The 11776-nt window shown below is 55.8% G+C and carries 9 protein-coding genes; all 9 read right to left on the reverse strand.

Going from position 1 to position 11776, the window contains the following annotated elements; translation table 11 throughout:
* Position 1 precedes the first annotated feature (1 nt).
* A complete protein-coding gene (locus BM029_RS18680) occupies positions 2–2077 on the reverse strand; it encodes a M13 family metallopeptidase (protein ID WP_092438602.1) in 2076 nt (691 codons plus the stop codon).
* Between the two features lie 170 nt (positions 2078–2247).
* Positions 2248–4974, reverse strand: a complete 2727-nt coding sequence (locus tag BM029_RS18685) for a M1 family metallopeptidase (RefSeq protein ID WP_092438572.1) — start codon at positions 4972–4974, stop codon at positions 2248–2250.
* 278 nt (positions 4975–5252) lie between these two features.
* On the reverse strand, positions 5253–5498 hold the full coding sequence (locus BM029_RS18690) for a GlsB/YeaQ/YmgE family stress response membrane protein (protein WP_092438574.1): 246 nt from the start codon (positions 5496–5498) through the stop codon (positions 5253–5255).
* A 205-nt stretch (positions 5499–5703) separates the two neighbouring features.
* Positions 5704–6207, reverse strand: coding sequence for a DUF3761 domain-containing protein (locus BM029_RS18695; protein WP_092438576.1), 504 nt, complete (start codon positions 6205–6207; stop codon positions 5704–5706).
* 462 nt (positions 6208–6669) lie between these two features.
* Positions 6670–7242, reverse strand: a complete 573-nt coding sequence (locus BM029_RS18700) for a YceI family protein (protein WP_092438578.1) — start codon at positions 7240–7242, stop codon at positions 6670–6672.
* A 35-nt stretch (positions 7243–7277) separates the two neighbouring features.
* The gene (locus BM029_RS18705; protein WP_092438580.1) at positions 7278–7865 is read right to left on the reverse strand and encodes a YceI family protein; all 588 of its coding nucleotides are present in this window, start codon (positions 7863–7865) and stop codon (positions 7278–7280) included.
* A gap of 27 nt (positions 7866–7892) precedes the next feature.
* A complete protein-coding gene (locus BM029_RS18710) occupies positions 7893–8417 on the reverse strand; it encodes a cytochrome b (RefSeq protein ID WP_092438582.1) in 525 nt (174 codons plus the stop codon).
* A gap of 230 nt (positions 8418–8647) precedes the next feature.
* Entirely contained in the window at positions 8648–9529 is an 882-nt protein-coding gene (locus BM029_RS18715; RefSeq protein ID WP_092438584.1) for a hypothetical protein, read from the reverse strand.
* Between the two features lie 2 nt (positions 9530–9531).
* Positions 9532–11250, reverse strand: coding sequence for a SulP family inorganic anion transporter (locus BM029_RS18720; protein ID WP_092438586.1), 1719 nt, complete (start codon positions 11248–11250; stop codon positions 9532–9534).
* Between the last annotated feature and the right edge of the window lie 526 nt (positions 11251–11776).

Consider the following 11776-nt stretch of genomic DNA (forward strand, 5'->3'; position numbering starts at 1 on the left):
GTTACCACATAAGAACGCGTTGCTCCGGCGACAGATACATCTTGTCGCCCGGCTTGACGTCAAATGCACTGTAGAAGCCGGGCTGGTTGCTCAGTGTGCCGTTGCCGCGGAAGCGTGGCGGCGAGTGCGGATCGGTTTTTACATACACGATAGCCTGCGCATCGCGCACCTTGCCGCGCCATACTTGCGCCCAGCCCAGGTACAAGCGTTGATCGCCGGTGAGGCCGTCGATTACCGCCGGGGTCTTACCAGCCAGGGACAGGTGATAAGCCTTGTAGGCGATAGTCAGGCCGGAGTTGTCCGCAATGTTTTCGCCTAAGGTCAGTTCACCGTTAACCTTGTAGCCGGGAACCGGGCTGTAAGCGCCGTATTGCGCTACCAGGGCCTTGGTTTTGACCGCGAATTTTTCGTGATCTTCCTTGGTCCACCAGTCGCGCAAATTGCCGATCTCATCGTACTGGCTGCCTTGGTCGTCGAAGCCGTGGCTGATTTCGTGGCCGATCACCGCGCCGATGCCGCCGTAATTGACTGCGTCGTCAGCATTGGCGTTGAAGAACGGCGGTTGCAGAATCGCAGCCGGGAACACGATTTCGTTGAATTCAGGGTTGTAATAAGCGTTCACGGTTTGCGGCGTCATGCCCCATTCGGTGCGGTCGACCGGTTTACCGAGCTTATCGATATTGCGCTTGAATTCAAACTGGTTGGCGCGCATCACATTGCCGACCAGGTCGTCGCGTTTGATCTCCAGGCTGGAGTAGTCGCGCCATTTTTCCGGGTAACCGATCTTCAGCATCAGCGTCGACAATTTCTTTTGCGCCTGCTTCTTTGTATCGGCGCCCATCCAGTCCAGGCCGTCAATGCTTTGATGGTAGGCGGCGATCAGGTTGGCCACCAGTTTTTCCATCTTCGCTTTGTTCTCAGGCGGGAAAAACTGCTCCACGTAGAGTTGGCCTAAACCTTCGCCGATGCTGCCTTCCACCACATTGATACCGCGCTTCCAGCGTGGTTCATTTTGCGGTACGCCACGCAGCACGGTACCCTTGAAGCCGAAATTCTGCTCGACGTACTCCTTGGACAGGTCAGAGGCATAGCTGCTCAGCACATGCCATTTGAAATATGCTTTCCAGACCGGCAGCGGAGTCGTTTCCAGAATCTTGTCGAGACCCTTGATGTAGCTAGGCTGGCTGATTACCAGATACGATACCTTGTCTTTCAAGCCGGCGCCGGCCAGATAGCCGTCCCATTCGAAATGCGGCGCCAGTGTGTGCAGCTGCGCCAGTTCAACCCGATTGTAGGTCTTCACCGGGTCGCGATTCTCAACCTTGGTCCATTGCACCTTGGCCAGTGCGGTTTCCAGGGCGACGATGCTGGCGGCGTTTTTGAGGGCAGCCTTGTCGCCGGACATGGTCAGCATGGCTTCCACATGGGCACGGTATTTGGCCAACGTGTCTTTCAACTTGGCGTCATCGGCTTTCAGGTAATAATCGCGGTCCGGCAGGCCGAGGCCGCTTTGACCGAGATCGGCGATGACTTTGCTTGAGTCTTTAGCGTCTTGGTGAATGCCCAGATCGTAAGGCGCGCTGACGCCGATGCTGTTCAGGTGGGCGATCAGGCCCGGGATCTGTTTCTTGTCTTTCAACGCATCGATTCTGGCGAATTCCGCATTCAGCGGCTTGACGCCCAGTGCTTCCAGCGCCGGTTCATCCATGAAGCTGGCGTACAGATCAGCGATTTTTTGCTGGTTGGAGCCTGGCACGATGTTCTTTTCGGCGCTGACGGCGTCGACGATCGTATGCAGCTGGTTCAGTGAATTTTCACGCAGCTCATAGAACGCACCCCATGACGATTTGTCGGCAGGGATTTCGGTTTTCTTGAGCCAGCTGCCATTGACGTAGCTATAGAAGTCATCCTGAGGGCGTACCGTCAGGTCGGCATTCTGCATGTCGATACCGCTGGCCGGCTTCGCAGCGACGACAGCTGCAGCAATGGTGCGAGGAGTTTGAGCGAAACTGGAGGTGGAGACGGTATAGCCGGCCACCATGGTCAGCACTGCTGCACAAATGAGAGAGCGTTTCACGAGTAAATAATCCTTATGAGAAGTCATCGGAAAAAACAGCCTTGTAAGGCATTCTATAAAACTGCTTAATTTGAAACTAGTTTGAAAGTAATTTGAAATTGTCTGAAACTACCTAAATCCTGTTATACGCTCACGACTGAGCATAGCTGCATTGTTCCATTGTTCTGTCATCAGCGCAGAATCGCCTCCGGATTTTGCTTGTCGCGCAATGCGGTGCATAACAAAGTTTGTTCACGGGTTTGCGCCAGGCCGCGTTCGGCGCCAGGTAAATATTCGAGCAAAGGCTGGAAAAAGTTTGTCAAGCGATCTGCCTCACCTTGCGAGCAGCTGTCACCGGCAACCAGCCCGGGCAATCTGCTGCCGGACATTTCACCGCTGCGCTTGATCAGCTGCACGTAGTTGGCGGTAAACCACTTCCACATCGCGTCGCGGCCTTCGCCATCTTCCCGACTGGCGCGCAACAACGTACTCATCTCGCCGATTTTGACGCGCGGATCCAGTGCCAGGTTGCGGGCACGTTCAGCGTTGCCGGCGGCAGTGGCAGAGCCCAGGCCCGCCAGCATCGCCATACGTTGCGCCGGTTCGCTGGTGGCGCCGAGCGCCTTGATTAATACGTCGATGACGTTGCTGTCGTCATCCTGCATGCTCACGGCCAGTACCGAACGCAACAGGTCAGGGTTGACGGCATCCAGATTGAGCTGGCCATCGGCATTAGGCAGCAACGCCTGTTTACCTTGTACCTGCAGAGCATGCCGTACTTCGGGCAATTTAATGTCGAGCGCCAGGAAATCAGCCAGCGCAGCGCGTAACAAGGCGTCGTCCTGACTTTCATTGACGCGCCGCTGATAGCCGAGTTTTTGCAGCCGTGGCAGATACAGCTTGTGTGCCAGTTCAGTCAGGCGGACGCGCTGGGCGTCGCTGCGCACTTCGTATCTGGATAACCATTTGAGTGTTGGGATCAGCGCTGTCACCACTTCGCGCGTGCCGGATCTGGCCAGGCGCGGCGCCGCCGCCAACACTGCTGTCGCATCCAGATCGCCGCGGCTGAAACCGGCGTTGATGGCGTCTGCGTATGCCAGCTGTTCGGTGTCGGGCAGCTTGTCGAGGTTATTGGTCAGACGCGCCAGATCGTCGTGCGCCATGTTAAAGCGGTAGTAGCCGGCGGCGTCGGCATTCGGCATATACCAGCTGCTGGCAGATGCCCCTTGCAGCACCATCTGGCCTTGTTCCCGATCCAGCAATTCGCATTGTGTCCTGGTCTCGCCAACGGCCTCGCCAACGGCGTTGCCGCTGGCGAGGCCGTTGGCGAGGCTGTAACGTACGCATACTGGAATGCCCCACAGGCGCTTGGCTTCACCGGTCGAACCCAGCGGCAGGTAACGTTGCTGTTTCAGATGCAGTACCGCCTTGCCGTTTTCCCAGCTGAACGCAGTATCCACCAGTGGCACTCCGGCTTGATCGAGGAAACTTTGCATTGCTTTGGCCAGGCGCTCATCTTTGCCGGAAGCTTTGGTCAGCGCGGCGATCAGGTCATCGGCGGTGGCGCTGGAAAACTGATGTTGCTTGATATATGCCCGCACGCCCTTGCGGAAAGTATCCGCGCCAAGGTAACGCTCGAACATGTTCAGTACGGCCGCGCCTTTCTGGTAGGTGATGCCGTCGAACGCCGTTTCGATATCGCCGTTGCCGTTGATCGGCTGGCGGATGCGGCGTACGCTGACCAGGCTATCGTTTTGCATGGCGTAGTTGGCGCCGCCGATCAGCTCCAGGTCGGCACGGTATTCCGGATGCAGCAGTTGCGTGACCTTGCTTTGCATCCAGGTGGCAAAGGCTTCGTTCAGCCACAGGTCGTCCCACCATGGCATGGTGACCGTATTGCCGAACCATTGATGCGCCAGCTCGTGCGCATTGACGTTGAACGAGCTTCGCACATTGTGCGCTGGCGAATTGGCGTCGAGCAGCATCAGGTAATCGCGGAAAGTCACCAGTCCCGGATTCTCCATGGCGCCGGCGGCAAAGTCTGGCGCTGCCAATAAATCCAATTTGTCGAACGGATAACCGAAGCCGAAATAATCTTCCAGCACGGCGATGATGGCTGGCGTCTCCGCCAACGCCGGCTTGATGCGTTGGCCTTCACCCTTGGGCGTGATGCCGCGCAGCGGTGTCGCGTGAGGGCGCCAACGCGTCGCCGGAATTTCCGGGCCGTTCACTACGTCCCATGGGCCGACGGCAAACGCTACCAGATAAGTCGGCAGTGGCTTTGTGGTGGCAAAGCTGAGCTTGCGCCAACCGTCTTCCAGTTTCTGTTCCCTGACTTGCCGGGTGTTGGCGACGGCAACCTGGTTTTCAGGTACGGTCAGGCTGAGCGTGAACGGTGTCTTGAATGCCGGTTCGTCGAAACTGGGGAAAGCATAGCGTGCGCTGATCGCCTCCATCTGTGTGATCACATACGGCTCGCCTTGGCTGTTGACCTTGTACACACCTTCCAGTTGCTGATTGAACGGCGCGCTGTACTCAAGCATTACGCTATAGCGTCCGGCCGGCAATGTCTCGCCAAATTCGAGTGTTGCGACGCCTTCTTTTGTTGCCGCTACCTTGTATTCTGCTGTGTGAATTTTCTTACTGTTATCGGTAAGCGTGACTTTGCTGACGCTCAAATCGTGGCCGTGCAGCCAGAGATGGTCGGCAGCTTGTTTCAGCTCGATGTCGATGGTGGTGTTGCCGGTGTATTCAGGCTGATGCGGATCGACGCGAAAATCGAGCTGATAAGCCAGCGGTTGAACCCAGCGTGGTAATTTTCCCAGTGGTGCAGAATCATCCGGGGTCGCCGCTGCAGCGTTGAATGATGCGATGCTGATAGCGAGAGCGGCTAACGTGAAACGACGGATAGTGCACATCACAGATGAAATCCTCCCAAATTTGGTCTTGGGATTCTAGCGTGCGCTACGCCGATTCGCTAGGAAATAGTATGAATATAAATAGGCAAAAATGATTTTCCCGACGCGCTCGCCATATATGCGCTTGTTTAGTGCACGCCAATGCCTGTGCGGCTGTCAACTTGCCTTATCTGGAATAAGTAAAGGTGATAGAGGGCAAATAAAAAACCGCCTCGAAAATTGAGGCGGTTTTTATTTAAACTACTACGCAGTCTGACTACGCGGATTTTTTTATTTGTTCAGGCGCGCTTAATAAGTCGCAGAATGAACAGCAGGATCACAGCGCCCACGGTGGCTGTCACAATCGATGCAATCCAGCCGCTACCAACATGGATGCCCAGGACGCCAGCCAGCCAGCCGCCGATGAAGGCGCCGACGATACCGACGATGATGTCAACCAATACGCCGAAGCCGCCGCCTTTGACCAGAACCCCGGCCAGCCACCCAGCAATCGCGCCAATTATCAACCAAGCGATAAAGCCCATGATATTTCCTTTCAAAGTTGACCATCTTTAGACTACCCGGCAAGAGTAGCGTAAACAACTTTAAAGATAATCGTCCAATTGTTAAAGATAGATAAACCCGGAAGGCGATTGTATCGGTCGCGGTATCGTGGGTTTTTTTTGGGTTTTTATAATCGCGAGCCAGAAAAGACAACAGGGCCATCGCTGGCCCTGTTGTGATTAGCTCTTAGCTACAAGCTTTGCCGTGGTCGGCATGCGCACCTGCTGCCTTGGCAGCGGCTTCGGTCATGTAGGAGCCGACCTTTGTGGTGCCATAGTATTTGCTGCCTTGGCAGTGATATACCTTGCTGCTGGTGTTAACCCAGACCTGGCCTGGGCCGCCGCCGGCTGCAGGAGTTTTTGCTGCAGCGGCTGGTTTGGCCGACGCTGCCGGCGTTGCTGCCGCAGCGGGTTTAGCCATGGCTGCCGGAGCCGCGGCTGGTGCAGCTGCAGCAGGGGCGGCGGCAGCTGGGGCGGCAGCAGGAGCAGCCGCAGCCGCAGCAACTGCATACCAGTCTTTTACGCCCTTATGACCGGCGCAAGCACCTTTCTTGGTAGCGTTGGAGGAGTAGGTGCCATCCTTGCACATGCCGGTGGTGCCGGCTGGCGCTGCTGCAGGTGCCTGGGCATAGCTGGCGACGGAAGTCAGTAAGGCTGCTGCAACTGCTGCTGAAATAAACAATGCTTTCATTTTTTTCTCCATGGAGTAAGTAATGCTTGTGTGGCCGTCTGACTGGCGCACGCTTTGTTTCGATATGTCTACTTCAATCTGTCTACCCGCAGCACCAATAAGCAACTAAGCAATATGTTGTGCGCCGCACCTGGCAATCTGACCGAGGTAGGTAATCAACGCGGTCAGATTGATAATGGCTGACATAACTATCGATACAATTGAAAACAATTGTGATATTTCTACTTTGTGCCCTTGATTTTCGCTGTTTAAATGTATTTTTAATAATATTTGACTTGCATGGTAAATGCCGGCTCATATTGTTAAAAGATCATTTTTACCTCGAAAAGACGCAAGCCGGGCAGGCCTGGATTGTCTTGCCAGGCGTCGGGATGAAGATCGGCCTGGGATAGATCCGTGATGCACCAAAAAAAAAGCCGGCCAGCGCAATGCTGACCGGCTTTGTCGCTGCCAGAACCAGATTTAATTGGTCTTGAGCGCTTCGACCTGGATCGCCAGTTTCACGTCCGGAGCAAACTTCGGTACGCCATAGCTGATGCCAAAGTCGCTGCGATTGAATTCAGCGGTTGCATCGGCGCCGCAGACTTCGCGTTTGAGCATCGGATGCTGGACGCATTTGAAGGAATTGATGGTCAGCTTGACCGGCTTGGTAACGCCACGCAAGGTCAGTTCGCCATCTACCGAAACCGGCTTGTCGCCGTCGAATTTAATCGAAGTGCTTTTGTAGGTGACGTCAGGAAATTTGGTGACGTCGAACATGTCCGGGCCTTTAGCGTGCTCGTTCAATTTGGTCATGCCGAAGTCGATGGTGCTTGGATCGATATGGATATCGATGGAGCCGGTCTTGGCAGCGCGGTCCAGGGTTACCGTACCGCTGGTCTTTTCGAATTTTCCGCGCCAGACCGAAATGCCCATATGGTCAGCGGCAAAGCTTGGATAGGTATGGGTAGGGTCGATGGTGTAAGTGTCTACCGCTGCGAACGCGCCGGCTGCGCTGGCAGCCAGCAGGGAGGCGATGATGAGCTTGAGTTTCATTGCTGGTAATCCTTTCAGTGGGGTGATGATTTTACTTAATTCGCTACAAGGTGAAACTTGATGACGATTTCGTCCGCGACCATGCTTGTGTCTTTCCACTCGCCTTCACCGATATTGTAGGTAAGGCGCTTGATCGGCAAATTGCCTTCGAAGACCTGGGCACTGCCTTCTTTCTTGACGCTCAGAGGGAAGCTCACGTCAGTGGTTTTACCCTTGATGGTCAGCTTGCCGGCAACGTCGTATTTGCTGCCGGCAGGCGCGCCTGCGCTGGCTTTGATCGAACTGGTGACAAAACTGGCCTTGGGAAACTGCTGGGCGTTGAACCATTCTTTCTTCAGCACTTCCTTATTGTATTCAGGGTCGCCCAGGTCGAAACTCGGGATGGCGATATCGACGCTGGCTTTCGAGGTTTCCGGCTGCGCACTGTTGAAATCGATGAGCGGCGTGAACTGCTTGAACTTGGCTTCCACCGGCACGCTCATCTGCTTGAACACGATGGTGACATTGCTCTTGGCCAGATCGGGTTTCAGGGGAGCTGCGATGGCCGACCAGCTGGCGCCGAGGGCGATCAGGCCGAATGCGGTAGTACGCAATGTATGCGACAGGAAACGCGTAGATGTCATGAAGGTTCCTTTTGAGGAAAAAAGTATTTAAGGCAGCATGCGTTTAAGCACGCCGTCGCGATCGATGAAGTGATGCTTGAGTGCGGCCAGTACATGCACTGAAACCGCACCCAGCATGATCATGTTGAGTGTGTAGTGAACCAGTTTCAATATGGGTTTCAAATCCGGATTCGGCGCTATCAGAACCGGTAACGGAATTATGCCGAGATAAATTACCGGTACGCCCGCCGCCAGGCTGTAAAAATAGCCGGAGATCGGCACCGCGAAAATCAGGATATACAAAAGGATGTGCAAGGCATGGGCGGCGCGCTGCTGCCACGGTTGCATGCTGTCCGGGTACGGTGGCGCCCCCTGCGTTTTACGCCAGATCAAACGCAGGCAGGCCAGACCCAATACCGTTACGCCAAGCCATTTATGCCATGAAAAATATTTCAGCTTGGTTGGCGTCAGGCCCGGGATATCGACCATGGTCAGGCCCAGGGCAAAGGTCGCGACGATGAGAATTGCGACCAGCCAGTGCAGCACAATGGCCGGAGTTGTATAACGTTGCATAAATGACGGGAGTGAAAGATGGAGAGAGTTGGAAGTAAATAAGCTAGTCAGTTAATTTCAGACACATAAATTTAGTGCGAGTTTCACGCATTCGATAATGTTTTGCTAACTTATCGCTGAATTCGCTATAGTATCGGAAATTTTTAAACGCCGTTTGCCGCGGGCAATAAATTGCCCGCGCCGGTTTGTCGTGCTGGCTTAATTACTTACATGCCTACTTATTCGCTCGCCTATTTACGGCGATAAACGCCTTCCTTGGAAGGTACGCCGTCAAACTCGTCCTGACGTCCGTAGAGAGAGATCGCTATCCTGCCGGGCGTTGACGTAGAGGAAATTTGCAGCCGGTCGATTTGCACGCCGGAGATCACGCACTGGTTATTAGGAGCGAGCTGTAGGCGTACTCTTGTATCACGGCTTTCCAATACCGAGAACCTTGCCTTGTTGCAAGTGATGGCATCAGCCGCATTGGCAAATAGCGTGATCGGGTCGCCCGCATTGATTTCGGCAAAGGGCGATGGCGTGGCGCTGGTCGGCAGCCATGATCCCTGGGCCCAGCCGGGCATCAAAGGTAGTGGAGCCGGCGGGGTTGGTGGGGGGCGTGACACTGGCAGCGGTGCCTCATCCGTCGCTGCGAGTGGTACGGAATCCGTTGCAAGCATCGCGGCCGGCGCCGCTGGTGCGGCTATGGCAACCGGTGCCGCTGCCACGACAGGCGCGGCTTGCGTGGCGGCTGGCGGATTTGCTCCGGGATTCACGCCCAGCAAGACGGGCAGCAGTTCCGCGGCGGTTTGCCTTGACATGGAAATCGCCAGCTGCGGCGTATCGAGGACACTTTGGACGCGCGACGTGCTGACCGCTTTACCATTGATGATGAGCGTCAGATCCTGCCCCAGCGCGGAGCCGCTGGCCGCTGCCATGCGCTGCTGGGCGTCCTGGCTCAGCGTCACTTCCAGTGTGATCACATCCGGATTGGCGCTATAAGTATCTTTGATATTCAAGCCGATTTCGGTGAAGTCGCCTGGGGCAGAAAAGGCGATTTCCGCTGCATTCACTACAGCGGTTGTCATTGTGGCGCATAGCGCGGCGGCCAATATTTTCCAGCGTACTCGCATGATTATTCTCCAGTTCGGGTTACGGTAGTTCGGTCTGTAGCCTGCTGGCCAGTCGGTGTCGGCGCCATTGCCAGATGAACCGCTTCGGCTACGCTCAGTGCGCTCAGTGACTCCACGGGAAAGCAGGGAGCAACCGCACTTTTCATGCAGTCGTATACGGGATCTTTGAGACGCGCCAGCAACAGGCGCAAGTCGCGGCTGCTGGCGAATTCGAAAAAGTCGTGCAAGCCTTCCAGGCTCGAGCTGTCCAGGTCAGGCGATTCTTCCAGGCTAAGAATGACGGTGTGTACCGGTGGCGCTGCGGCCATGATGTTATGGCGTGCCTGGCCCAGTATCCGTTCGGCGTTGGCAAAAAACAGCGGCTCGTTGGGGCGCAGGATCATGATGCCGGGTATCGCCTGCGCTTCCGGATGGGTGCGTACGTTGACGTAGTCATGGCCTTGTCCGAGCCGGCCCAGTACCGAGATGGTCGATTGCGAGAACTGCCGCAACATCATCAGCAGGCTGATCGCAATCGAAGCTAGCAAGCCGTCCAGCACACCAAGTAACAATACCGCAATGACCGAGGCGATGACCACCAGGCGGTCGCGGCGCCAGCGGAAATAGGGGCGGAAGATGGCGGGGTTGAGGGTATGGCCGACGGCGTGAATCACGATTGCGGCGAGCACTGGTTCCGGCGTCAGGGCGATGGCAGGCAACAGCGTCAGGACGATCGCCAGCATCACCAGCGCCGCCACCCAGCCTGACAGGCGCGAGGTGGCGCCTGCGGCTTCATTGGCGGAGGTGGCGGAGTAACCGGCGCCGACCGGCATGCCGTGGAACAGGCCCGACAGCAAATTGGATGCGCCTAGCGCCAGCAAATCGCGGTTAGGCGCCGCCGTATCGCCATGCTTGATGGCGAAGCTTCGAATCGAACCATACGATTCGGCATACAAGATCATGCCCATGGCAAAGCCCAGTTCGCCCAGGCGCAGCCAGTCGGCGCGCGAGAGTACGGGCAAGGTTGGCGTCGCCAGTTGCAGGTGAATGCTGCCCACCAGGCTAACGCCGTATTGGGTTAAATGTAGCCATTGTTCGGCGGCGACGGCGATGACAATCACCAGCAGGGCGCCTGGTACGCGGCGTAGGCGGGCAAACGCATACAGCAACACCAGCGCCACTGCCATCACGGCGACGCTGACCCAGTTCCAATGGCCGATTTGCGCCACCATTTCGGGAATGAAGCGGGTCATGTCGCTATGTTCGGGGTGGACGCCGACTACACCGGCAAGCTGTTTGACAATGATGACGATTGCCAGGCCGAAAGCGAAGCCGCGCAACACCGGTTTGGCGATGAAATCGGTGACGCTGCCCATCTTTGCCAGTCCGGCCAGCAGGAAAAACAGCCCGGTGATCATTACTAACCCGATTGCCAGTGTCATTCTCAGACCGACGTCGCCGTTTGCCATGGATGCCGTGGCTGCCGCCAGCACTGCTGCCGAGGAGGAGGTGGCGGAGACGATTGCAAAGCGGCTGCTGCCGAATAAGCCGTAACAGAGCAGGCCGGCAAACAGGGCGATCACACCGGTTTGCGGGGGCAGGTTGGCGATGCTGGAATAGGCTACGGCTTCGGGGAGTAGTAGTCCGGCAATCGACAGGCCGGCGATCACGTCTGCCATGGACACCCGTTTGGCGGGTGGTGGCGGATTGAGGTCGGCGTGTTGTGATGGTACAGCGCTCATGCGCCTCCCTGGCGATGGGTATGTGTTTTGATTTTATGCTGTTTTGGCAAGTATGCGAAGGTGGGAAGATAGCTCTTGCTTCGATCAACTAACCACTTGGCTTAGTTGATTCTATGTCAAATAGCATTCGTTGTGATGGCGCAACTACACACTGTAGTTAAATGGGGTCAGAGCCGCGCGGGGAGTGTTTTTTTTCGCGTCCTTTGCGAAAATTACTCTGACCCTGACCCTTCCCCTCAAATAATCGATAAAAATCAAAGGGCTAATGATTTTGAATTGTCAGTTGCATGCATGAGCTGTTAACTTTCTCCTACGTAGCGACCAAACTGCGACAGAGAAAGAGCACTCATGCATGCAAGAAGAATCATACAGAAATTGTTGGAAGAAAGGTGTCCTGGTGTTCACGCCAAACGGGCACAAAGCGTGGCTGCGTTGGTTCAGGCAGCGCTACAAGGTGGGTTAAGTTTGATGGGCTTGAGCCGGCATTTGGACAGTGCCACACCGATACGTCATCGTATCAAACGCT

This window comes from Collimonas sp. OK607, from assembly GCF_900111995.1.
Taxonomy (GTDB): Bacteria; Pseudomonadota; Gammaproteobacteria; order Burkholderiales; family Burkholderiaceae_D; genus Collimonas.

Coding starts and splice junctions, on each gene's coding strand:
- BM029_RS18685 (WP_092438572.1), bottom strand. CDS start 4,974: ATGTGCACTATCCGTCGTTTCACGTTAGCCGCTCTCGCTATCAGCATC.
- BM029_RS18690 (WP_092438574.1), bottom strand. CDS start 5,498: ATGGGCTTTATCGCTTGGTTGATAATTGGCGCGATTGCTGGGTGGCTG.
- BM029_RS18695 (WP_092438576.1), bottom strand. CDS start 6,207: ATGAAAGCATTGTTTATTTCAGCAGCAGTTGCAGCAGCCTTACTGACT.
- BM029_RS18700 (WP_092438578.1), bottom strand. CDS start 7,242: ATGAAACTCAAGCTCATCATCGCCTCCCTGCTGGCTGCCAGCGCAGCC.
- BM029_RS18705 (WP_092438580.1), bottom strand. CDS start 7,865: ATGACATCTACGCGTTTCCTGTCGCATACATTGCGTACTACCGCATTC.
- BM029_RS18710 (WP_092438582.1), bottom strand. CDS start 8,417: ATGCAACGTTATACAACTCCGGCCATTGTGCTGCACTGGCTGGTCGCA.
- BM029_RS18715 (WP_092438584.1), bottom strand. CDS start 9,529: ATGCGAGTACGCTGGAAAATATTGGCCGCCGCGCTATGCGCCACAATG.
- BM029_RS18720 (WP_092438586.1), bottom strand. CDS start 11,250: ATGAGCGCTGTACCATCACAACACGCCGACCTCAATCCGCCACCACCC.